The 24,055-nt window shown below is 44.3% G+C and carries 22 protein-coding genes; 9 read left to right on the top strand and 13 right to left on the bottom strand.

The features are described from left to right. Positions 1–253: 253 nt before the first annotated feature. A complete protein-coding gene (locus AACR11_RS18040; RefSeq protein ID WP_005453437.1) occupies positions 254–418 on the top strand; it encodes a YqaE/Pmp3 family membrane protein in 165 nt (54 codons plus the stop codon). Between the two features lie 154 nt (positions 419–572). After that, positions 573–1,601, top strand: coding sequence for a dihydroorotase (gene pyrC / locus AACR11_RS18045; RefSeq protein ID WP_005453436.1), 1,029 nt, complete (start codon positions 573–575; stop codon positions 1,599–1,601). Between the two features lie 143 nt (positions 1,602–1,744). On the opposite strand, the gene AACR11_RS18050 is transcribed toward pyrC, so the two are convergent. Beyond that, a complete protein-coding gene (locus AACR11_RS18050; RefSeq protein ID WP_009697135.1) occupies positions 1,745–2,650 on the bottom strand; it encodes a DUF808 domain-containing protein in 906 nt (301 codons plus the stop codon). A 174-nt stretch (positions 2,651–2,824) separates the two neighbouring features. Here AACR11_RS18050 and AACR11_RS18055 point away from each other — a divergent pair, with 174 nt between their 5' ends. Then, positions 2,825–3,742 (top strand): M14 family metallopeptidase, encoded by a 918-nt coding sequence (locus AACR11_RS18055; RefSeq protein WP_029790081.1) that lies wholly within the window; start codon positions 2,825–2,827, stop codon positions 3,740–3,742. Here the strand turns inward: AACR11_RS18055 and AACR11_RS18060 are convergent. Further along, on the bottom strand, positions 3,737–4,525 hold the full coding sequence (locus AACR11_RS18060) for an AraC family transcriptional regulator (RefSeq protein WP_005453431.1): 789 nt from the start codon (positions 4,523–4,525) through the stop codon (positions 3,737–3,739). The two genes, AACR11_RS18055 and AACR11_RS18060, sit on opposite strands and share 6 nt — an antisense overlap. Before the next feature lie 98 nt (positions 4,526–4,623). On the opposite strand from AACR11_RS18060, the gene AACR11_RS18065 reads away from it, so the two are divergent. Continuing rightward, complete coding sequence (locus AACR11_RS18065) at positions 4,624–5,532, top strand: DMT family transporter (RefSeq protein WP_005453428.1); 909 nt, start codon at positions 4,624–4,626, stop codon at positions 5,530–5,532. A gap of 53 nt (positions 5,533–5,585) precedes the next feature. Here AACR11_RS18065 and AACR11_RS18070 read toward each other — a convergent pair whose 3' ends face one another. Genes AACR11_RS18070 through AACR11_RS18105 form a run of 8 tightly spaced genes read right to left on the bottom strand, consistent with a single transcriptional unit; the run spans position 5,586 to position 13,724 of the window. After that, positions 5,586–6,167 carry a hypothetical protein gene (locus AACR11_RS18070; protein WP_017819341.1) on the bottom strand — a complete coding sequence of 194 codons (582 nt, stop codon included), beginning with the start codon at positions 6,165–6,167 and terminating at the stop codon, positions 5,586–5,588. 12 nt (positions 6,168–6,179) lie between these two features. Next, entirely contained in the window at positions 6,180–7,493 is a 1,314-nt protein-coding gene (locus AACR11_RS18075) for a transglycosylase SLT domain-containing protein (RefSeq protein WP_017819342.1), read from the bottom strand. A 26-nt stretch (positions 7,494–7,519) separates the two neighbouring features. After that, positions 7,520–8,257, bottom strand: a complete 738-nt coding sequence (locus AACR11_RS18080) for a hypothetical protein (RefSeq protein WP_223295754.1) — start codon at positions 8,255–8,257, stop codon at positions 7,520–7,522. 16 nt (positions 8,258–8,273) lie between these two features. After that, positions 8,274–9,575, bottom strand: a complete 1,302-nt coding sequence (locus tag AACR11_RS18085; protein ID WP_029790084.1) for a hypothetical protein — start codon at positions 9,573–9,575, stop codon at positions 8,274–8,276. Between the two features lie 18 nt (positions 9,576–9,593). Then, a complete protein-coding gene (locus tag AACR11_RS18090) occupies positions 9,594–10,991 on the bottom strand; it encodes a hypothetical protein (protein ID WP_029790085.1) in 1,398 nt (465 codons plus the stop codon). Next, on the bottom strand, positions 10,973–12,151 hold the full coding sequence (locus AACR11_RS18095) for a hypothetical protein (protein WP_029790086.1): 1,179 nt from the start codon (positions 12,149–12,151) through the stop codon (positions 10,973–10,975). Before AACR11_RS18095 ends, AACR11_RS18090 begins: the two co-directional genes overlap by 19 nt. Beyond that, entirely contained in the window at positions 12,151–12,879 is a 729-nt protein-coding gene (locus AACR11_RS18100; protein WP_009697141.1) for a hypothetical protein, read from the bottom strand. Before AACR11_RS18100 ends, AACR11_RS18095 begins: the two co-directional genes overlap by 1 nt. Before the next feature lie 11 nt (positions 12,880–12,890). Continuing rightward, positions 12,891–13,724: a hypothetical protein gene (locus tag AACR11_RS18105; RefSeq protein ID WP_017819344.1), complete on the bottom strand. Its 834-nt coding sequence runs from the start codon at positions 13,722–13,724 to the stop codon at positions 12,891–12,893. A 513-nt stretch (positions 13,725–14,237) separates the two neighbouring features. Here AACR11_RS18105 and AACR11_RS18110 point away from each other — a divergent pair. Then, complete coding sequence (locus AACR11_RS18110) at positions 14,238–14,723, top strand: acyl-CoA thioesterase (protein WP_005453411.1); 486 nt, start codon at positions 14,238–14,240, stop codon at positions 14,721–14,723. 162 nt (positions 14,724–14,885) lie between these two features. Then, entirely contained in the window at positions 14,886–15,131 is a 246-nt protein-coding gene (locus AACR11_RS18115) for a hypothetical protein (RefSeq protein ID WP_005453409.1), read from the top strand. Between the two features lie 369 nt (positions 15,132–15,500). Here AACR11_RS18115 and malG read toward each other — a convergent pair whose 3' ends face one another. The 3 genes from malG to malE form a co-directional block, all read right to left on the bottom strand. Continuing rightward, positions 15,501–16,391: a maltose ABC transporter permease MalG gene (malG, locus tag AACR11_RS18120; protein WP_005432001.1), complete on the bottom strand. Its 891-nt coding sequence runs from the start codon at positions 16,389–16,391 to the stop codon at positions 15,501–15,503. A gap of 12 nt (positions 16,392–16,403) precedes the next feature. Beyond that, positions 16,404–17,978: a maltose ABC transporter permease MalF gene (gene malF / locus AACR11_RS18125; protein WP_005453407.1), complete on the bottom strand. Its 1,575-nt coding sequence runs from the start codon at positions 17,976–17,978 to the stop codon at positions 16,404–16,406. 80 nt (positions 17,979–18,058) lie between these two features. Then, entirely contained in the window at positions 18,059–19,237 is a 1,179-nt protein-coding gene (gene malE / locus AACR11_RS18130; RefSeq protein WP_005453405.1) for a maltose/maltodextrin ABC transporter substrate-binding protein MalE, read from the bottom strand. A gap of 668 nt (positions 19,238–19,905) precedes the next feature. On the opposite strand from malE, the gene malK reads away from it, so the two are divergent. From malK to AACR11_RS18145, 3 genes are all read left to right on the top strand, one after another. Next, on the top strand, positions 19,906–21,024 hold the full coding sequence (gene malK, locus AACR11_RS18135; protein ID WP_005453403.1) for a maltose/maltodextrin ABC transporter ATP-binding protein MalK: 1,119 nt from the start codon (positions 19,906–19,908) through the stop codon (positions 21,022–21,024). A gap of 413 nt (positions 21,025–21,437) precedes the next feature. Continuing rightward, positions 21,438–22,838 carry an undecaprenyl-phosphate glucose phosphotransferase gene (locus AACR11_RS18140; protein ID WP_005453401.1) on the top strand — a complete coding sequence of 467 codons (1,401 nt, stop codon included), beginning with the start codon at positions 21,438–21,440 and terminating at the stop codon, positions 22,836–22,838. Then, positions 22,828–24,054 (top strand): outer membrane beta-barrel protein, encoded by a 1,227-nt coding sequence (locus tag AACR11_RS18145; protein ID WP_005453399.1) that lies wholly within the window; start codon positions 22,828–22,830, stop codon positions 24,052–24,054. The genes AACR11_RS18140 and AACR11_RS18145 overlap by 11 nt, the downstream gene beginning before the upstream one ends. Position 24,055 lies beyond the last annotated feature (1 nt).

The following is a 24,055-nucleotide window of genomic DNA, read 5'->3' on the forward strand; positions in this document are numbered from 1 at the left end:
ACTTTCTCATTATTGGACTATCATATCCTTATAACAGTTATGACCCAAGCCTCTATAAAATATCGATTTATAACCGCACCTTCGTCAGTCACCCGATATGACACTTGCTTTGCAGGTGGAAGAACTTCTTTTTATGAATGGAGTCCCATAAATTTGCATAGTATTGACGAAACTAGGATTGCCAAGATGTGATATAGAGCACATAATTCGCCAACTTTTTGACACTATAGATAATCTATCCGGAGCATAGACCATGGATACTAATAAACTGATTCTAATTCTACTTTGTATCTTCCTTCCACCAGTGGCGGTTTACATGGAAAAAGGTCTAGAGAAAGACTTCTTCATCAACCTAATCCTGACTTTCTTCTTCTTCCTACCCGGCACAATTCACGCGCTTTGGTTGACGATGAAGTAACCAACTGAGCTCCTACCGTAAAGAAATGTGAAAAATGGGGTGAAATAGAACTGCAATTCCTCTATCATCCTGTCGCCTAAGCGCAAGCGTTTGCTCTTGAGGTAAATGCAGCGTTTAGGCTCCAAACATAACTTTTTAATGGTGGGAGCAATTAATGACAACACTGACTATTACTCGTCCTGACGATTGGCACGTTCACTTACGCGATGGTGAAGTTCTAAAAGATACCGTTCGCGATATTAGCCGTTATAACGGCCGTGCGCTGATCATGCCAAACACCGTCCCACCAGTGACCAATACTGAAATGGCATTAGCCTACCGTGATCGAATCCTTGCTGAGCAACACGGCGAGCAATTCGAACCTCTTATGGCGCTATACCTGACAGACAACACCACGCCAGACGAAATCCGCAAAGCCAAAGCAACAGGCAAAATTGTCGCAGCAAAGCTTTACCCAGCAGGTGCAACCACCAACTCTGATTCTGGCGTAACCGATGCAAAGAACATCTACCACGTTTTTGAAGCGATGGAAGAAGTTGGCATGCTGCTTTTGGTTCATGGAGAAGTGACTCACAACCACGTTGATATTTTTGACCGTGAGAAGGAATTCCTAGACACGGTTCTTGCTCCTATCGTTAACGACTTCCCTAACCTAAAAATCGTTCTTGAACACATCACGACGGCGGATGCCGCAAACTTCGTTAAGAACGCTTCTGATAACGTCGCAGCAACCATCACTGCTCACCACCTGCTGTTCAACCGTAACCACATGCTAGTCGGCGGCATTAAGCCTCACTTCTATTGCCTGCCAATCCTTAAGCGCAATACCCACCAACAAGCGCTTATCGAAGCAGCGACAGGCGGCAGCAAGAAATTCTTCCTAGGTACAGATTCAGCGCCGCACGCAAAAGGCGCAAAAGAATCAGCTTGTGGTTGTGCAGGTTCTTATACCGCACACGCAGCACTAGAACTTTATGCAGAAGTGTTTGAGAATGAAGGCAAACTAGAAAACCTAGAAGCATTCGCAAGCTTAAATGGTCCTGATTTTTACGGCATCGCTCGCAACTCAGACACAGTAACGCTAGAAAAAGCAGCTTGGGATGTACCAGAAACGATGCCGTTTGGTAGCGACATCGTTGTGCCAATTCGTGCAAATGAAAAGATTGAGTGGGAAGTGAAGTAATCATCTCCACGAAATAAAAATGGGTCATGCCACCATATTCGATATGGAAACGCATGACCCTTTTCTTTTGGCTCCTATAAAGCCTTATGTCTACTGTCTACTGTCTACTGTCTACTGTCTACTGTCTACTGTCTACAGAGTAATTATTTACCACGAACTTTCTCTACCAAAGTCCAAGCTGCAACCACAACCAAGCCAGCGATGACACCAATCACACCATTAAGCAATGTCGGCACAATCGCCGTCGCAATCGTATGGCCACGGAAATCCATGATGATCGGTTCAATCAGATGATGAATTGCAGGCACGTTATGGACAACAATACCGCCCCCAACAAGGAACATTGCCGCAGTACCCACCACAGCAAGCATCTTCATCAACTTAGGCGCAAACGCCACTAATGCTCCACCTAGCTTGGCTTTCAGTCCTTCACCATTTGATGTGCGTTCTAGGTAAAAACCTAAGTCATCAAGCTTAACGATGCCAGCGACTAAGCCGTAAACACCAATGGTCATCAATACCGCGATTAAGCTGACCACAAGAATTTGCGTTACGATGCTTGAGCCTGTCACCGTACCCAAAGCAATCACGATGATTTCTGCAGAGAGGATAAAGTCAGTACGAATCGCACCGGCGACCTTTCTCTTCTCGTACTCTTCAACCGATTCTCCGGTATTGAGCTCTTCTTTCTTCTCTTCATGTTGGTGCGCATGAGGAAAAAGCTTTTCTAAGATCTTCTCAGCCCCTTCAAAGCAAAGAAACAAACCACCAATGAGAAGTAATGGCATGATCAGCCAAGGAATGAAGGCACTGATCAACAACGCCGATGGCACTAGAATCAGTTTGTTTTTAAACGACCCTTTTGCCACCGCCCAAACCACCGGGATTTCTCGTTCTGACGCTACGCCAGACACCTGTTGCGCATTTAGCGCTAAATCGTCGCCCAGAACACCAGCGGTCTTTTTCGCCGCCATCTTCGACATCAACGCGACATCATCCAATACAGCTGCAATGTCATCCAACAGTGTTAGTAAACTTGCTCCAGCCATTTATTTATCTCTTTTATGGAATTGAATAAGTAACAAAATGTAACACCAATAAACTACTCAGCAAAGTTATGATTTCGCAAAGAATAAGGTCACAAATTGTGTTTTCTATTGCCGTGGCTTTGAGACAGGACTAGTCTTGTCTTACCTTTCACGCACACAAAAGAAAAAGTATAGATGAAAAGCGGATACACTTACCCAATTGGTACCCCAGGTCAGTCATGGGGTGAAGCAGAACGTAAAGCTTGGCGTGAGCAACGTGACGTAAAACGTAGCTACCAAGAAGAAGTCGTGACCAAAATTAATGCTCTTCGCGAACGTTTTGATGTTGAGCAATACGGCGCGCTCTCTTACGACGAGGCGCGCTTCCCTCTGTTTTGTATCAAGACTCGTAACTGGGATGCTGCAAAACCGGTTGTTTTAGTAACTGGCGGCGTACATGGCTACGAGACAAGTGGCGTACATGGTGCGCTGAAGTTTGTTGATACGCAGGCAGAGCGTTATGCAGAACACTTCAATATTGTCGTTGCACCATGTGTCAGCCCTTGGGGGTACGAGGTGATCAACCGCTGGAATCCAAATGCGATTGACCCAAACCGCTCTTTCTACGCAAATAGCCCTGCGGAAGAGTCAGCTAACTTGATTAAGCTTGTTGCGACCTTAGGTGATGTTCTAATGCACATCGACCTGCACGAAACCACCGATTCTGACGAGACCGAATTCCGCCCTGCACTTGCAGCACGTGATGGTCTTGAATACATCGAAGGCATGATCCCAGATGGTTTCTACACGGTGGGCGATACAGAAAACCCGCAACCTGAGTTCCAAAAAGCCGTCATCGAGTCAGTAGCGAAAGTAACGCACATTGCACCTGCTGACGATAAAGGCGAAATCATTGGTTCGCCAGTGGTGCAATTTGGTGTGATTAATTACCCAATGGTGAAGCTGGGTCTGTGTGGCGGCGTCACCAACTGCACTTACGGCACTACAACAGAAGTTTACCCAGACAGCCCGAAAGTCACTGATGAAGAGTGTAACGACGCTCAAGTTGCAGCACTTGTAGGTGGTTTAGATTACGTGCTTACTCAGCTATAACAAGCGGTTCTTATATTGCTCCGGTGTAATGCCGGAGTATTTCTTAAACATGGCGATAAAAGGACTGGCCTGGTTGTAACCCAATGTCAACGCTACCTCTTTTACTGTTTGCCCCTTCCTTAACAACTCCATCGAATGCAAGTAACGCACTCGCAATCGCCACTCGGTAAAACTCATCCCTAACTCACTTTGGCAATGGCGAGCTAAAGTGCGCTCCGTGGTATGAACCTTTTCCGCCCATTCCCCCAAGCTAATTTCATCAGTTGGCGCTTCTTCGACGGCTTTAAGAATTGGCTCCAGATATTTGTTGTCTGTGGTTGGCAAAAAGTGATGTTCGACTTCTTGTTTGGCTAGCTGATCCAACAAGACCTGAACGAGGCGTTTATCTTCTTCGCTCTTAGCAACATTAATATCACGCTGGCGAAAGTCTTCCACAATCGCCGAAACAATGGGCGTCACTTTGATCAAGCTCGTTTTGGATGGAAAGTGCTGAGTCAACTCTGGGTCGATATTTAACGAGCAGTATTCCAAAGGCTTACGATTATAACTGGTGTGACGGATCCCAGCCGGTACCCAAATCGCAAGATGCGGAGGCGCTAAGAAACGTGTGTCTTCCGCATCCATTTCTAGTATGCCGCCACTGATCAGTTGAACCTGCCCCCATGGATGGCTATGTATACGAGTTTCCGTGTTCGACAGAAAGGCTTCGAAATTCATAAATACATCTGATGGTGCTCTATCAATTGATAATGATGGATGAAGATTCCTTGTGCTCTTTTTCAAATTTGTCTTCCTATCGCTTACGATGTCTTTCCAGAGATACATTTCATTATAAAGACCTGTCAGACTAGCGCCATTAATTATTCTGCGATGAGGTTCTCATGGTTTATTTGCTTCCGTTTTTTACTGTCATGATTTGGGGTGGAAATTCCATCGTAAATAAAATGGCAGCAAGTGCCATCGAACCAAGTGCCATGAGCTTCTATCGTTGGTTTGTCGCTATGGTGCTTCTGACGCCATTTTGCTTACCAGCGGTTATCAAACAGCGCCATGTGATTCGCCCATACTTGGCTAAGTTAGCGTTCCTTGCGCTACTGGGCATGGTACTAAACCAATCACTCGGCTATTACGCGGGTCTTACGACGACCGCTTCTAACATGGCACTGATTACGTCTCTCGTTCCTTTGATCAGTGTTTTCTTGAGTGTACCTTTACTTGGCAAGTCGATTTCCATGCTGAGCGTGGCAGGTGGTGTGATTTCATTAGGCGGCTTGGCGTTTATGTTAGGGCACGGCGATATCACCTACTTCCTGCATCAAGATATGACGCAAGGTGACAGCTTGATGCTGCTGGCTGCGCTTTGCTACGCAATTTATTGTGTGTTACTAAAACGCTGGAAGATGCCTTTCAACAGTATGACTTTGGTTTACATGCAAGGCTTTTTCTCATTGGTTATGCTTGCGCCATTGTGGCTAAGCAGCGATCAACTTCTACCAAGCCAAAGCGCATTACCTTTAATTGCTTACGCTGGTATTGCCGCGTCTATCTTTGCTCCATTGATGTGGGTAAAAGCGATTGACTTGATTGGTGCTGACTCAAGTGCCATGTTCATGAACCTGATGCCTGTGGTTTCGGTAGCTCTCGCTTCAACCATGCTCGGCGAAGAAGTTCATGTTTACCACATCATTGGCGGTATGTTGGTTATCTCTGGCGTTATCTTGTCGCAAATGAAAGTACGCAGAAAAGGCAAAGTCATCGACCCAGAAGCTCAAACTGCAACGAGCTCATAGCAACTAAAAAGAAAAGAGCCATGATGGCTCTTTTCTTTTTGCTTTCATTTGGATTAAAGGGCTTCAGCCTGCTGTTCCAATTCTTTGCTTGTCTTTTGGCTCACAAACTCTTTGTATAGCGCCGCTTTATCCGTTGGATCAATATCCGTTCCTGCCGTTACAGCAGAGTTAAACATCTTTTCTGATTCAATCTTTGGCATGACTACTAGCGCACAAATTTGCTCTACACCACCAATTTCAACCAGTGATACTTGCTCAACTTGGCTCTTTTGAATTGAAGTATTAGTTATTTGCTTAGCGATTTGCTCAAAAGATGTGCCAGAGGTTTGACCGTCAACAGAGCTATCAATTTTTTGATAGTTCTTCTCTAACACACTGACTTTAATATCAAGGTTTTGCGCAAGCGTGTTACGTGCTAGAGAGATAGCGTGGTTACGATCAACAGAAAAGTTACCTGACGCCGTAACACAGTTTGACGCTGCAAAGCCATTCGCTGAAGTTGGGTTTAGTACCCAGCTAGGCACATTGCTGCCTTTGTTGGTTTCCACTTTCGCCGTGTTTTCAGAACCACTTTGACTCGCACAGCCAGATAAGATCACTGCGCTGATTGCAGCGGTAAGAATTTGATATTTCATCTTCAATTCCTTTTAGATAATTGAGTTGGACTGCGCATGATAGGTTTTCATTCTATCGTTGACCTTTTTGAGATATTTGCGAGTCTCGTTATAAGGTAAGTTCTTGATAAGGTGCTCATATACTTCATCAGAACTCATGGTATTGATTTTCTTAATCGCACTAGAAACACGTCGCTCACCAAATGCTTTGGCCACATTACCTGACCCGGTGTTGTAAGCCGCGATCACACTGTAAGTCGCACTTTGTGGGTCTTTAATGCCTTTTAGGTATCGACTCTGAAGAATTTTTAGATACGCCGTGCCAGTTTCGATATTCAAATTGGGATCGTATAAGTCATTCGCTTTCATCGGCTTATCTTTACCGCGATATAGCTTATTCACGTCATGACCAGCGGTTGTCGGCACGATTTGCATCAGCCCGTATGCTGGCACATGAGATTTTGCTTTCGGGTTGAAATGCGACTCTTCGTGCATGATTGCCAAAACAAGTGCAGGCGGTAGTTCTCGCTTTGCACTTTCTTGTTGAATCGCAGGAAGGTACTGATTGGCGCGGTTCGCCAGTGATGATTTTGGAATCTTGACCTTATACTCAACAATCTTTTTAGGCTGCTGCTTTAACTGCTTTTCTTGCTGAGCTAATTCTTGCTTCACAGCAGCAATGCGTTTTTCTTCCAGCTTCACCATTTGTTGTTTTTGCTGAACAATCACTTGCTCTTGCTTTTGTTCACTTAACACTGCACTTTTCTCAGCAGCAAAGATGTCAAGTTGACTCATTTGGCGCTCAGTTTGCGCCTCAATCTCTTTCTTCACCTCTTCGAAAGTCTTTGGTTCTACTTTAATTTCCTCAACGAAAACCATTGTGGGCTCAGCTTTTTTAGGTTGAGTTACACCAACTTCTTCAAACACCTTGGCGTTTTTCTCGATAACGGCATTGACGACTTCAGCTTCAACAACTGGAGCTTCGGCTTTTTCTTCTTCCGCAGGCGGTAAGTAGCTAACCGTAATCTCACCTTTCTCCAAATCAACAACGGTTCGTGCGTTATGTTGTTCGTCATAAACCACTACCACATCCGGAGAAGGTATTTTGGTGTCACCCCATTTTTGAATAGAGGCTTTCTGTTTTTTGTCCCAGTCCGCTAAGTAAGCTTGCTGCCATTGATTGAACTCTTGAATTTGGGCGGCATACCATTGCTCAAACTCATCCGTATCATCAGCGGTTAATTGTTCGATTTCTTGGTCCAGTTCAGCAAAAGGATCATTTGCAAAACTTGGTTGCATCACAATTAGGTTTAACAACGCAGCCAGTGCGCAATATTTCAATTTCATAAATTGAGTTACCGTAATTTGTTAAATCAGAAATAAGAAGACAGATCTCCGACACTCTCAGCTTGTTGCTCAAACATTTGCTCTTCAATGTCTATCACCAAACGCTCGCATTCTTTGCTTGAGCACTGCTTTGCGATGAACAAGCTTTCCTCAAGTTCTCCTTGCTCAAACTGCCATTGAGCTAGCCAGTGCTTGATTTCACTGTTGGAAATTGCGGGAACATCGACATACTGTTGATAGTAGTTTTCAGCTTTGGTCACGTCTGATTGAGATAAGAGCAAGGTGACCAAACCTGCGGCATCCATCGCAACGCTAGGTTCTTTGATGATCAACGGTAATATCGGCTTGATGTGCTGGTACTGCTTTGTTGAGTAATACGCAACGGCATAGTTCAGCGCTGTGGTTTGGAGATTGGTTTTGTAGCCAGTATCATTCACATTCGCACGGCACTGAGCTTGACTCTTACTCACTGAAGAAAACTGAATATTGGTCAGTTCGTAAGTTAGACTCGCAAAAGGCCACGAATCTAAAGTTTCACGAATGAAACCACCTTCAAGCAACTTGTCTTCGTATTTTTTGCGAAGCTCTAAACCGAGCCCTTTACGACACAATGACTTCATTTGTTTCGTGGTCAGTTCATGCTGTCTTTTCACTTCAACTGACACTTCTGCATCACTGGTTTTAAGCTCATAATCCGTGCCGTTGAACGACCAAGAGTGAGAGTCGGAAGCAAAAACTGGTAGGCCTAAAAGGCCTACCAGCACAAGCAAGTATCTGTGGTTACAGATCATTTGCGTTACTCACTTGACCAGATGGTCCTTGAGTATTGTTGCTTCCGTCAGTCAAACCGCCAGTTGTTGAAATTTTGTGGTCTGAGCTTGCGTTTTGACCTTCACGAACGCGCTTTTTGTTTTCTGCAGCTGCTTGCTTTGCCGTCGCCTCTAGAGAAGGGGCATAAACCGCAACGGCTAACATCCAGTCACCATCGCTACTCTTAAAGGTTTTAACAGAAACACCTGGAGGAACTTGACCCGCCGCAAATGACTTGTACGAATCAAAGCTCTTGATGTTGTTCATGAACGTGTGTTTGTCTTCTGCCAATACTTTCGCATCTGCTGGGTTAACGCTCTCAGGTGGGTACTCGAACTGTTCATTCTTCTCTAACTGGTTCTCTGTGAAACCACCTTCCCAGTAAACTTGTTCACCTTGCATTACTGCAATCAGACCGTTTCTCGCTTTTGCTTGCGCTTGAGATTTAGACATACCAAGCAGCTTGCGTTTCACGCTCTTATTCTTGTTGTCACGAATGATCGAAGAACCGAAACCAAGTACAAACGACTCGCCCGTTTCAGCGTTGGTAATCACTTTCGCACCAACAGGAGGCATCACACCCGCCTGCAGATCAGCGATGATTTGTTTGAAAATCACGTTTGGTTCTGTAGTCTGAGTCAGAGCGCCCACTTTACGCTTCGTTTGCTCACGTGTTTTCGGCGTTGAAATCAAACTAACACGAACTAGGTTTTCACTTGGATCATCATACACATCGAACGTCACGTAACCTGCCAACGCGCCTTTTACTGACTCAGCACAGTTATCGCTCATCATGCTTGTGGTGTTTGCCGCGCCTTCTGTCGCAGTATCAATCACATCCATGGTTTCGTTGATCGCTGTCGCACACATGTTGCTCATGCCTTCCATGTTTTCCATTAATTGCTTTTTCGCAATTTGGAAAGCTTTCATGTATGCACCACGCTTAGATAACAACGTCGCGTTACGGTTTTCGTAAGTTTCGTAGCTACCAGAACCCGTAGATAGAATACCGATACCCGAGCCAACTGCGATCATCTTAACGCCATCACCTTCGTCTTCGATCAGGCTTTGGTGAGCAACAAGTACCGCGGCTTTCGGGTCTGCCGCCACAACTAGATCACCCACCTCTTTTACGTCATCTGTATTTACAGCTTGTGTTTCAGAAGGTGCATCGGTTGCAGGAACGAGATCATTAAGGTCAAAATCTACATTTGCATGTGCAGAACCAAAGGCACTTGCTAGTACCAATGAAAGAAGTGTTTTTTTAAACATAAATATCCTGTAGAGGTCTTAAAGCACGTTGATTTGGTAATCGTTCAAAACACGTAGCTTGGACTGATAATTTGGCTGATGAATGCGCAACGTTGGCTGGATAAACTGAGCAAGGTCATTGGCGTTGTTTAATGAGCGAAGTCGGACAATAACCTTGCCAGAACGACTTTCAATCTTGATATCAGAAACGCCGTTAATCGCACTAAGCAAGGTATAAAGTTGACCTTGTTGACCCGCCGCTTTCGGCGTAAAGATCAATTCTCTAACCGGGCCACCACGCATTGCCATTTTTTGGACGGCGCTATGTAACGCTTGAGTCAGCATTTTCTGGTTTTGATCGACAGCCAAGTGCACTGACGCTAGTTCATTCAGCATCCCCTCTTTGTTAGGAAGGGTCATCAGTGTTGGATCGTTGTGCCAATTACCGTATTCATTACCCGCTCGGTCTAATAGCTTAGCCGCCAATTCCAACTGCAAGCCGGAAGGCGTCACTTTCTCTTTTTCTTGAACTTGAAGAATGATGGTTGCCTGCTCTGGAGTACCAGAGAGATCGAAGCCCATCTGAGCAAGAGAGCTACTGAACGTGGTTTGAACAACCGGAAGGTGCGCATCCACGTAAACGGCAGGTTGCCCTAAACTCTTGATAAGTTGAGCGATCTTAGCCTCAACCTTTTGGCGTTCAACAGACACATCGAGCGTCACGACAAGCACACCATTTGGTTTAGTTTGGCTAGAAATTTCGCTCCAACCAGTAATCATACCTTGCGATTGCATTGATAAGGATTGGACAGCCACATCATGCAAGTTAAAGTCATCACTGACCGCATTTGCCGACATGCTTGAATAGGTTTGCTGGAGGTAGCCAGATTTAACCATCACGCCCAAAACTTGGCTGATAGCACGACGAAATGCATCTTGCTCAGCCGCTTGGCGCGCACTTAAACCTTGCTTAGCGTTCGGGATACCCTCACCGATGACCACAACAGAAACCGTCGAGTCAGAACCCCAAACAATACCCTCGTCTGAGTCTTCTTCTGTTTGCGTTGGTGGCATAAGACGCACATTCACACAGGTATCATCGCCGTAGATTTCAGGTTGCCCAAAATCCGCAGTGATCATCCCTCTCTCGATTCCAGTTACTAACATTTCTCGAGCAGCTTGATTAAACTGTTCGTTGAGTAATTCGGAATCTTCAGAAGATAAAGAAAGTGAAACCTGCCCATTTAAAAACAGTCGCAGGTTATTGATCGCATCCGCTTTCGCCCCCTCTATCGCTAACGCACCACGACCATATGCGCACCCCTGCTCAACAAGAGCCAGTGTTGACTGGCTCTTATCAAGTTCAAGCGCAACTGCAGGTGCAACCGAAAGCAATCCACCGAGGGTAAGACTAAGACTTATCCCTTTTGCGCCCATGTGCTGCGTTCCTTCATGAATTCCATCGGGACACCGACGCTAACTGCAAAGATTCGACGCTGACGATCTGGACGGTAAATACCCTGCTCAGCTTCGTCTTTCACTTGATCAGCAAGCTTACTGTCTTTCCAGCGGACAATTTTGCCTTGAGCACTTTGTTGGCTAGGGTTAACCGTCGCCACACCGATTGGCTCAACAAAACCTGCACTGTACTCAAATACAACCATGGTTTCATTTGGTAATACACCAGCATTTTGACCACGATCTAGCGAGATTCGGTCGCCTTTAATGCCCATAACTTGTGCTGTTGCTGGCATCTCTTTTAGCAGACGAGTCAACATGATATCGAAACCACGTGACGCCATTTCGTTCATCACAGAATCAACGTCTTTACTACTGGTGTAGTTAAAACCGCGGTAGTAGTCACCATTTGCGATTACGGTTGTGAAGCTTTCCTTATCACGAACATCAAAGTTAGAAACGCGGATCTTACCGATATTCGGGTAGCTCAGCTTTTCACGAGTGTACGGGTCAATAACACCCGTCGTCATTTCCATTGATGTTTGGAATAAAGACTGCGTAGAACCAAAGAGCATATCGCCAGTTTTAAGCACGTCGACCTTCATGATGTAGTCCGTCGATAACTTGTCACGACCACTCATTTTTTGTGCGACTTTTGCTGCACCTTCATCGGCAAGAATCTCTTCCAGCGCCGCGTTTACTGACTTAGTGTCACGCGTCAAGATACGGAAACGGTTCACACCCGCAAATTGGTTTTCTAACGTGTTCTCAAGCGCTTTCGTTTCGAACTTACCAATACTTGAATGCATTGCATTGAATACATCGGCAGATTTGCCTTGAAGGTTCTCGCTAACGTCAGTTTGAACGTCACCGAAGTAAAGACGAATAGTCTTTTTAGCTAACGGACAACGGCTGTCTTTCTCGTTTGCTTCGTAAGTACAGAATTGAAGACCTTGAGTGTTGAAGTATGCTGGAACTTCGATGTCACTGTTGGTGAATTCAAACGCTGACTTACCAATGATTAAAGACGAGTTGCCTGCGTTACTCTCAACTGCGTAAGTTTGTTGGCTGGGTGTGCTATTACACCCAGCCAGAACAAGACCAGCAGCGACAAGTGTTGCGATCTTTGAATATTTCATTACGACTTAACTTTCTCTGCTAAAACTTTGTCTAGGTTCTCTAGTTGTTCGATTGTGTTTTGGTCTAGAGAAATCATGTCGTTTGCATCGTAAACAAGAAGAGAACGTGCTTTCATCTCGTTGTAAGCTTCAACAACTGGCACTTCTTCTTTTGCTTCTGCATCCGCTTCGCCTTCTTCTTCAGACTCATTCGATAGGAAAGAAAGTGCGTTGCCTAAACCCGCCATTGCAGAATCTTGCGCAATTACTGCCGCGTTGTCTGAAGCAATAATTGCAATTTCAGCTGCCTCAAGCGCGATGTCTTTCGCTAGCTCAACGTTCTTGTCAAAGATTGAATCAGACGCCGCTTTGTACGCTTCAACTTGTGGGCGAATTTTCTTGTTTTCAGCTTTGCCTTCATCGAATTCATTCATCGCAACAAGAAGCTCTTCATCACTCTTATCAGCATTGATCTTTAGGAAACCTGCTACGTCTGCATGCTTGTCTGCTAGTGTGCGGTAGTCTTGGAATACAGCACATTGACGCTCTTGAATCGATACCATCACTTTAGATACTTTGTCTACAGCGTAAGATACTGGTGTGTACTCAGAGCCTAGCTCAGTACAAGATTTAACAAGAGCTGCACTCATTTCGTTGCGGTCAACCGTCGCAGACTCCATACCTGGCATTGAAGAACAACCTGCTAGTGCGGTAGCAAATAGAGAAGCCATGACTGTTTTTTTAAACATTTCTGTATCCTTTAGATCAATACTGAATAGATAGATTTATTAGTAAGCTTTTTAATTATTTTTTGCTCAGCAGCGTGTTTTGCCGCCGCAGAGCTAGCTTGGGATTTACCTAACACGGTGATCACTTTTTGGGTCACCATATGAGATGAATTTGAATCGAAGACTTTAAGTTGAATACTTTGCTTGGCGACAAAGTCTTTCCCTTGTCGTCCCTGCTGGGATTTCGTCTTGATATAAACGGAGATGCCACCATGATTCGACGCAAATGCGTGACGTGATAGCAACTCGTGAATTTGATGAGAAAAAGCATCATTCGATGCGACAAACGAAATCGAGAGCATTTCTCTCTTCGCGTTCATCGTTTCGCTAATCTGTAGGTGTTGTGCACGGTATGACTGTGCAGCATCGGAATCTAAAATACCGAGCACATCGAGCTGAACGGCACTTTTCGTCATTAGCTCTTCAGCATGAAAGTAGTCCTTCACACCACGCCAGTTGTTGTTGAGATTTTTAAGTTTTATCGCAGCCGTTTGGTACGAGACCGTCAAATCATGCTCAACCTGTTTCTGCCAGGTTTTCTTACTCAGCCGATAGCGATACTCACAACCTTTCTCGCCACATTCATGACTTAAAACTTCCAAGTGAGGGATTTCAATTGGAAGTGAATGTATGGATGAATCCTGAGAAAAAGAGGAGTCGACACCATGGGAAGTCTTAACAATAGATGACTTTTCATTCACTTCGATAACACTAATCAAGTTAAGTGCCAATTGCTTCTTAGCATCTTTTAGAGCGACATGTTCAGCGTCACCAAACCCTGAAGCATACAGATACCCAGAGTCCACCCCTGCATATATCTTTATACTAATTAGTGAGATAGCTAAACTAAGACTTAGAACACGGAACAAGAGACTAACCATAAAGTGTTATTTAAAAACGGGCAGAACCATACGAAATAATTAAACCGTATGCAATTGAGCAAACAATCACCAAACAGCATTCAGAATGAATATTTATTCACAAATGAAATTATGTGACATTCATTCCACAATTACAGATCCTTACACAACCCTTACAAACAAAGACACATCATTCTCAAAAGTAAGATAACCAACAAAACAGATATTCAATTAATTGAATTAGTGCGCTTTTTATCAATAGTGTATTTTTTTAATAAGTGTGACTTATGTTTTATCTATAAAATGATAAAACTCGATTTTTGAAGGATTTTTAGCCAGCTTTCGGATTGCTTAATCCAACTCGAAACGACACTGATGTGATAAATGTTTTGCTGACGTATTTAAGAGTCGTTGCATTGCTGTTACATTGAAGCTAAACAACGCACAAAGGAATGACAGATGAGCAGTGGTCAAAGAGACATTACCCTTCGTTTTCTTGCAGAACCTGGAGACGTAAACTTCGGTGGCAAAGTACACGGCGGCGCCGTAATGAAGTGGATCGATTTAGCAGCTTACGCATGCAGTGCAGCTTGGAGTGGAAAATACTGCATTACCGCGTACGCTGGTGGTATTCGCTTTGTCGCCCCAATTCATGTTGGGAATTTAGTCGAGGTCAGTGCCAAGGTCATTTATACGGGGCGCAGTTCAATGCACATTGCTATTGATGTACAAGCCAGCGATCCAAAAGAATTGAAAAACCGCCTTACAACACATTGCATCGTCATCATGGTTGCGGTTGACGAAGACGGAAAGCCAACTGATGTTCCTAAGTGGAAACCGGAGTCTGAAGAAGATAAAGCGCTCGAACAATCAGCTATTCGCCTAATGAATATGCGCAAGCAGATTGGCGAAGAAATGGAAGCTCACGTCAAATATCTCAAATAAATCAACTTATATACCCAAGTGTCCTCCAGACACTTGGGTGTACCCGTGAAGTAATGTCATGGTTCTGTCATTCACTTCATGCCAGGTTCAAATTGTCATAAATCTTTCACTTTGATTTGGTTAAATCCACCCACAATTTTGGTGTTGGGTAGAGTTTGGATCTTGAGCTTAAAAAAGACCACGTTAAGTGAAAATACATTAACCAATTTAAAAGCGGTCGAATATCAGTGGGTCAGAACCATGTATGTCGAAGGCTATAACGAAGAAGAAATTAACCATTACATACAAACTTGTTTTGGTGGTGACTCAACTTTTGCCGATCTATTCCGCCGTGTTGCTCTACAGCAAGAAAGTTTATATACCTTACTTCAATATGTAGGCTGTGCTCCCTCTAGCCGCGAGTTTTAACGCTTTCTCAGAAAATCCAGCCCCTTCCCTCTAAATACGCTTAAATTAATTCTGTGAAGTGATACGCAGGGCATTCTGATGTCACTGTGTAATCCATTGCAAACTGGTTAGTCTGTATCGGAAACAAGAAAGCATAGAGATTCTACGGGTATAAAAAAACCTGAGTCGAGACTCAGGTTATGGTTACAAGAAACTGTTAGTGATTAAAGCGTAAGGAACTAAGCTAACAGCCAGCTATGCGTAACGCCAATAAAGCCTGATATTACTGATCGGCGGCCAAACCAAAAGCGTAATATCGATGCTAAATATAAGGGCGACCATTTGGTCGCCCTTTTCTAGTTATTCTTTTCTCTCAGAGACCAACTGAGATTATCCTTTCACACCACCAGCTGTCAGACCACCGACTAACCAGCGTTGTGCAAGCAAGAATACGATTGTAATTGGTAGTGCAGACAATACTGCTGCAGCTGCGAAATCACCCCATAGATAGTTCTGCGGGTATAGGTACTGCTGCATACCAACTGCTAGTGTGTAGGAGTTTACATCAGAAAGTAGTAGAGATGCTACCGGTACCTCACCTACAACACCGATAAATGACAAGATGAACACTACAGCTAGAATTGGCACAGATAGTGGTAGTAGTACCAAACGGAACGCTTGCCATGGCGTAGCGCCATCCAATGCCGCGGCCTCTTCTAGCGAGTTATCAATCGTCTCAAAGTAACCTTTAATGGTCCACACGTGCAGTGCAATACCACCTAGGTAAGAGAAGATCAAACCACCGTGCGTGTTTAACCCCAGGAACGGAATGTACTGACCTAGTTTGTCAAACAATGCGTAAAGAGCCACAAGCGCAAGTACCGCCGGGAACATTTGGAAGATCATCATCGCTTTCAAGATGGTGTTCTTACCTTTGAAGCGTAGACGTGCAAACGCGTAAGCCGAAGTTGTTGACAGTGCCACGATAAGGATTGACGTGATACCCGCAACTTTTACTGAGTTCCAAAGCCAAGTTAGTACTGGGAATGGAGGCGGTGTTACAGAACCATCTGCATTTGTTACCGAGAAGCCTAGTGCTAACTTCCAGTGCTCTAACGATGGGTTGTCTGGAATCAGACTACCCGTTGCAAAGTTACCCTCACGGAATGAGATCGCAATGATCATCAGCAGTGGGAAAATAATCAGTGACAGGAAAGCCCAAAGAGCAATATGGGTCGCCCATACACGGTACTTTAAAGATTTACCTTGTACTATAGCCATGGTCGTTACTCCTTAGTCCTGAGATAGCTTAGTGAAACGTAGGTTCAATAGTGCTAGCGCGCCAACCAATAGGAAGATAAGCGTTGCGATTGCACTTGCTAGACCGAAGTCTTGACCACCTGCACCTTCAAACGCGATACGGTACGTGTAGCTTACTAGTAGGTCGGTGTAACCCGCTGGCTCAGAAGTACCAATCATGTTTGGACCACCGCCAGTCAATAGCTGAATCATTACGAAGTTGTTGAAGTTAAACGCAAAGCTCGCAATCAGTAGTGGAGTCAGAGGTTTAATCATCATAGGTAACGTTACTTTCATGAAGTTTTGGACGAAGTTCGCACCATCGATTGCAGACGCTTCATAAAGGTCATCAGGAATCGCTTTTAGTAGACCCATACATAGAATCATCATGTAAGGGAAACCAAGCCAAGTGTTCACGATCATTACCATGGTTTTCGCTAGGAATGGGTCTGAGAACCAAGATGGGCTAATACCAAAGATAGCGTTCAATACCATGTTGATCTCACCAAAGCTTTGGTTGAAGAGACCTTTAAAGATTAGGATTGAGATAAACGCCGGAACCGCATAAGGCAGAATCAATAGCACTCGGTACACTGCTCGACCTTTAAGCTCCTCCCACTGAACAACACTCGCTAGAACTAAGCCAATAACTAGCGTGAACACAACCGTCAGGATTGAGAATACGACCGTCCAGATGAAGATACTGATGAAAGGCTCTTTGATGCCGTCGTCTTTCCAAACTCGCTCAAAGTTATCTGTGCCAATGTTTACGACAAAACCAGGAGAAACTGTGTTGCCAACAAACTGACCATTCTCATCAACGGGTTGGTAGTAACCCACATCCATGTTTGGACGCAATAGTTCTTGAGTACGGTTGTTGAACAGTGATTCGCCATCATCTTGAAGTGTGTATAGCGGAACCACAGCTGCGAACTTACGTAGACCGCTCATACGAATGTCATCGCCGCTTGGAAGGTGCAAGTCAACGCTGCTAAGTGCACTGCGGTTCTTAACGATAGTTTTGATTGGCTCTTTGTCACCAGTCGCTTCAGTGATAGGCGCTAAATCAAGATCCGTTGCAGAGAAGCCGTCAAGTTGGAAGGTTGGCGTTGCTAATAGCTCGTCGCCTTTCTTCACAACAATTTGATGACCTTGCTCAGTCTTGTACAGAGTGAATGGGAAACTTTCACCACTCTGATAAGTTCTGTCTAACAGTACAGTCTGTGCACGATCGAAAGAAAGCTGGTTTTTCGCGCTGTAGTTAGTAAACGCCAGACCGACGGTATATGCCAAAGGGAACAGGATGAATAGAATCATCCCGGCAATACCAGGGTAGATGTATCGGTGAGCGTAAGTTTTCTTACTACCAAAAATGAATAGCGCTAATGCGGTTAGAATGATCGTAAGTAGCGCAAACGCAATCTCACCGCGAGAATACATTAAGATAGTTGCGTAGCCATTGATAATGCCGACTGTGCCCAATAGTGCCCATTTGGTGAACACTTTTTTGCTGCTTGGTAGGCTGGCTTCTGGTGCTGTCATAGCATCTGTACCTTGAACTGACTGCATAGGGAACCTGCTAGCGAATATAGGATAAATATAGAAAAGTAAGGAGGAGTTGCCCCCTCCTTAAAAAGGGTATTACTGAATTATTTAGTCATTTGTTTTTCTGCATCTGCTAGAGCAGCATCTACAGTTTGACGACCGTCAACAACGTTGATGATAGCGTTCTTAGCTGCACCCCAGAATGCATTCATTTGTGGGATGTTTGGCATGATTTCACCGTTCATCGCGTTGTCCATTGTTGCTGCGATACGAGTATCTGAATCTAGCTCACGTTGGAACGAGTTAAGCGCTACTGCACCTAGAGGCTTGTCGTTGTTAACCATACGTAGACCATCGTTAGTTAGTAGGTAGTTCTCGATGAACTCTACCGCTAGGTCTTTGTTAGGTGATGCAGTACTGATACCAGCAGTTAGTACACCAACGAATGGCTTAGAAGACTGACCTTGGAATTTAGGCAGTGTTGTTACACCGTAGTTGATGCCAGACTTCTCGATGTTGCCCCAAGACCACGGACCGTTGATAGTCATTGCTGCAGTACCTTGGTTGAACGCAGACTCAGATACTGAGTAGTCCATATCCGCAGAGATTACGCCTTTGTCTACTAGACCTTTAACGAAGTTCATCGCGTCTTTCACGCCTTCCTTCGCGATACCAGCATCTTTAATGTCGTAACCTTCAGATGTGTATTTAAACGCGTAGCCGCCATCAGCTGCCATTAGTGGCCATGTGAAGTACGGTTCTTTTAGGTTCCACATGATCGCAGACTTACCGTCTTTCTTAAGCTTCGCATCTAGCGCTGCTACTTCTTCCCAAGTCTTAGGTGGGTTTGGAACAAGGTCTTTGTTGTAGATTAGAGATAGAGACTCAACTGCTACTGGGTAACCGATAAGTTTGCCGTCGTAACGAACTGCATCCCATGCAAAATCAACGATGCCGTCTTGAATTTCTTTAGATGGTTTGATTTCAGCTAGTAGACCAGATTCTGCGTAGCCACCGAAACGGTCGTGAGCCCAGAATACGATATCAGGACCATCACCTGTCGCTGCAGTTTGAGGGAACTTGTCTTGTAGACCGTCTGGGTGAGCCACTGTTACCTTGATGCCAGTGTCTTCTTCAAACTTCTTACCAACTTCAGCAAGACCGTTATAGCCTTTGTCGCCGTTGATCCAGATAGTCAGTTGTCCTTCTTCGATGGCAGCATTAGCACCAAAAGAACCCAAAGCAACAAGAGTACCTAGTGCTACAGCGCTTAATTTTTTCATGTTCGTATCCTTTTTATATTTTTGATGTAGGGCTAGTCCATTGAGGTTCAGCCGTATTTCGACATATATCATCTGAAATAATCCTATATGTCTCATCCTCCTAATCCCTACGCCCTTGCAATTATGACGTATTTTCGTGATCTGAATCGCCAAGGGTTAGAGACTCAAATCACAAAATGAATACTTCCTGTGATCGGTTTCAACTTTAGGTCACGCAATAATGTGATTTCAGCCCAACTCCCACTCTACTCCTCCTTTTTGACTCCTCCCCGCCTACTCCCCCTACAATTATTTCGATTAGGAGGATGTAGCAGTGAACACAATCTTAGAAACTGCAGTCATCCAAGAGTGGATGGTAAGAACCCTTTCCCAGCAGTACCTACCCTATAGGTGAAAAGATTTGCTGGTTTTTCATTGCCATACGAGTGGAATGTCATTATTGGTGTTGTTTGTGGTAATTATTTCACGGGGGAGACAACACGAATAATGTGGGGGAGAGAAACTCGTATTTGGCTATGATGGGTAGTGCTCCAGTTCAGGACATTTGGAGCGCTACCCTGTTTTTCTTACCAATCCCAATAACTTACCGATTCCTACTGTTACTGCTCGCTAGATAATTCATATAATGATGAGCGGTGAATAATAAAAATTGATCGAGGACGAGCTACATGGCGAGTGTCACGTTAAAAAATGTTTGTAAAGCGTATGGCGACGTACTGATTTCTAAGAACGTAGATCTAGAGATCAACGAAGGTGAATTCGTTGTTTTCGTAGGTCCATCAGGTTGTGGTAAATCTACCCTGCTACGTTGTATTGCCGGTCTTGAAGACATTACTTCAGGTGATTTGTATATTGGTGACCAGCGCATGAATGACGTAGAACCATCCAAACGTGGTGTTGGTATGGTGTTCCAGTCTTATGCTCTTTACCCACACCTAAACCTATATGACAACATGTCATTTGGTCTGAAACTAGCAAAAGCTGACAAAGCTGAAATCGATAAGCGTGTTGAACACGCAGCAGAAATTCTACAGTTGGGTCACCTGCTAGAGCGTCAACCAAAAGCACTTTCTGGTGGTCAACGTCAACGTGTTGCGATCGGTCGTACGCTTGTGTCTCAACCAGATGTATTCCTTCTTGATGAACCATTATCAAACTTGGACGCAGCACTGCGCGTAAACATGCGTGCGCAAATCACGAAGCTACAACGCCAGCTTGGTTGTACCATGATCTACGTTACGCACGATCAGGTTGAAGCGATGACAATGGCTGACAAAATTGTCGTTCTTGATGGTGGTTATGTATCACAAGTTGGTAAGCCATTAGAGCTTTACCACTACCCACAAAACCGTTTTGTTGCTGGTTTCATCGGTTCACCAAAGATGAACTTCATGAGTGTTTTCATTGACGAAGTCGAATCAGAGCGCGTAAAAGTACAACTTTCTAACGGTGTATCATTCTGGATCCCAGTAGATGGTACGACGGTGAACCGCGGTGACCGTATGTCACTAGGTATTCGCCCAGAGCACTTAGTTCAAGCCGTTGACGCTGATGCGACAATTCACGGTGAAGTGATGATCGTAGAGAAACTAGGTAACGAGACTCAAGTTTACCTAAACCTAGAAGGTGCGGACGCAGACGTTATCTACCGTCAACCAGATACACTACCAGTAGAGTCTGGTGACAAACTAGAAATCGGTATCCCTGCACATCGTTGTCACCTATTCCACAGCGATGGTCGCGCATGCCGCCGACTACATAAAGAAAACGGCGTAGATTTCGAGTAAAACTTCTTTCACCTTTGCTTGCTACCAATCCCTCTCATTCGAGAGGGATTTTTTATTTCCGAAACTAACGTATTAATTTTCCGTCCTAAGAATTAATTCGATAGACCATAAGCAAATTAAAACCTTAGTTTCTTTTCAATCCTTTACGATTAGTACTTTTACCCGCCCTACTCAGACAAGTATTAAGTTTTTCCTAAACTGCCAATATTAGCCGAAGGTCTAAATTTCATTCTTATTTCCACTTACCTAAACAGAGCGAATTTTTAAACTAATTTCCGAATTATGGTGATTGATAGATCGGTTTTCTGCGGTCACCGACAAACACATTTTATTTATCACTAAAAAGCGTTAACGACACGGATATTGGGAAACGACACCCAATGGCGGTAGCGTGTCTTAAGGGAAATTAGGTTATGAAACACAAAGGACTCATACGTTCTCATGAGATGGAATTCGCATTTTTATACCGCATCTCTGATCTCGTAGTCATCGTCTCGTTTATGCTGTTTTTGGTTGTCAAAGATGCCAACACGTCACTCTACAAAGATTACGTTATCCTATCTTTCGTAGGCAGCGTTTCTTTCCTCATCATGGCTGAGAGCGGAAAGCTATATCGTTCTTGGCGCACCAGTTCATTTAAAGAACAAATATTTATCCTGTGCATTTCATGGTTAGTGACCTGCACCTTCCTGTTTATGGTTCTGTACTTTTCTCAAGTACATGTCTTGTTCGAGCGCTACATTCTTGCATCTTGGTTCTTAATTACACCAGTACTACTTCTTTCTTGGCGCGTTGCGTTTCGTGCGGTCTTGGCATACATGAGAAAGATGGGCTACAACACTAGAACTGCAATTATTATTGGTCAAACGCCACACGGTTTAACACTTGCAAATGAACTAGAAAGCCACACAGAGCATGGTGTCTTATTTGATGGTTTCTACGATGAGCGCTCTAAAGACCGATTGCCAGAATCCGAATACCCAATAAAAGGCAATGTTGGCCTAGCCTTAGAACGAGCTAAACGCGGTGAAGTGGATTACGTTTATATCGCTATGCCAATGCACGCTAACGAGCGTATTGCATCATTCCTGACTCAGTTTTCAGACACCACGGCGAACACTTACCTTATCCCTGATTTCTTTACCTATAACTTACTGCACTCTCGTTGGGATCAAATAGGTCAAGTTCAAACACTCAGCGTTTTCGATACACCTTTCGCTGGTATTTCATCATGGGTAAAACGTCTAGAAGATATTGTTTTATCAAGCATTATCTTGCTTCTTATTTCACCAATCCTACTCGCAATTGCTATCGGCATTAAAGCTACATCTAAAGGTCCGGTTATCTTTAAGCAATTCCGCTACGGATTGGATGGCAGAAAAATTGAAGTTTGGAAGTTCCGTTCAATGACCACGATGGAGCAAGGGAACGACGTAAAACAAGCCACCAAAAACGATCCTCGCATTACACCATTTGGTGGGTTCCTGCGTCGCACTTCTCTTGATGAACTGCCCCAGTTTATCAATGTTCTGCAAGGCACGATGTCGATTGTCGGTCCGCGTCCGCATGCGGTTTCACACAATGAGGAATATCGCCAAATCGTCGACCGTTACATGCTAAGACACAAAGTAAAACCAGGCATCACAGGCTGGGCGCAAATCAATGGCTACCGTGGTGAGACCGATACACTCGATAAAATGGAAAAGCGTGTCGAGTTCGATTTGGATTACATCCACCAATGGTCAGTTTGGATGGACATCAAAATCATCTTCCTGACGATATTCAAAGGATTTACAGGTTCAAATGCGTACTAAGTCGATCATGATAAAAAAGACGTACTTGGGGGTTGTTCTAGTACTAAGCTCTGCTGCTTCAATGGCAGAACCGATGGCTTACAGAACCGAATCAGGCATTGAGTTTATTCCTACCGTAGGCGTGTTTTATGAAGGCAATGACAACATTGCGAAAGCTGACCAAGGTGAAAACGTTGAATCAGTAAATATTTGGGGTGTTGAGCCAAGCCTATTAACAAAGATTGAACGCAATCAATACCGTGCAGACTTGCTTTATAAGTTAAGCGCGGGCTTCTCCTCTGATGAACAAAATGATTACGATGATCATCTTATTCAATTCACTAACTTCTTTGAGTTTAATCATCGTAACCGCTTGGTCTTGGATTACCAATTTCGCGCTCAGCATGAAGAAAAAGGTGAAGAGTTTACTGAGGGGCAAGGAAACAAAATTACCGATCCGTTGGAGTTTCATCGCAATGTTTTCAGATCCAATTACATATTGGGCTCTGACGGTTCAAAAGGACGGTTTGAGTTTGGTATAGGTTACCAAGATAAAACCTATCAGAACTACCGTGATGGACTGCCAGGAAAGCCTGACTCTAAAACCAAATACAACGACTTTCGAGCGCCGAGCGCGCATCTCGAATTTTATTTGCGCGCCACACCCAGGACTTATTGGTTAATCGGAACAAAACAAACCTTAACAGATTATCAAACAGATAATCCAAATGTACCTTCCAAAGATAATCACTCGGGCTTCTATTACACCGGTGCTCAGTGGGAAGTCACGGGGAAAACACAAGGTATCGCGCGATTGGGTTACCAAATAAAGGACTTCGATAGTCATCAAAGAGAAACCTTCGAGGGATTTAGTTGGGATATCGGATTGGAATGGCAACCACAGGAACACACGCTCCTGACCTTAAAGACGACTCAAGCTGCGGTTAGCCCAGATCAGGATGGCGATTACAACTTGCAAACTCGTTATACGCTAGCGCTCAAGCAAGATTGGAACAGCTACTTAACCACACGTTTAGAAGCACTCTATCAGCAAGATGACTATACCGGCGTCACACGTAACGAGGATCGCTACGCCTTGTCCGCAGGTGTGGATTATCAAATTAAGCGCTGGGTACTACTTAAGGCAGATTGGCGCTATCAAGATAAAAACTCCAACTTGCAGGGCTATAGTTTTGACCAAAACGTTTGGTCTATCAGTGCCCGATTCTCTTTATAAC

The sequence above is a fragment of the Vibrio sp. L85 genome, assembly GCF_963871815.1.
GTDB lineage: Bacteria > Pseudomonadota > Gammaproteobacteria > Enterobacterales > Vibrionaceae > Vibrio > Vibrio harveyi.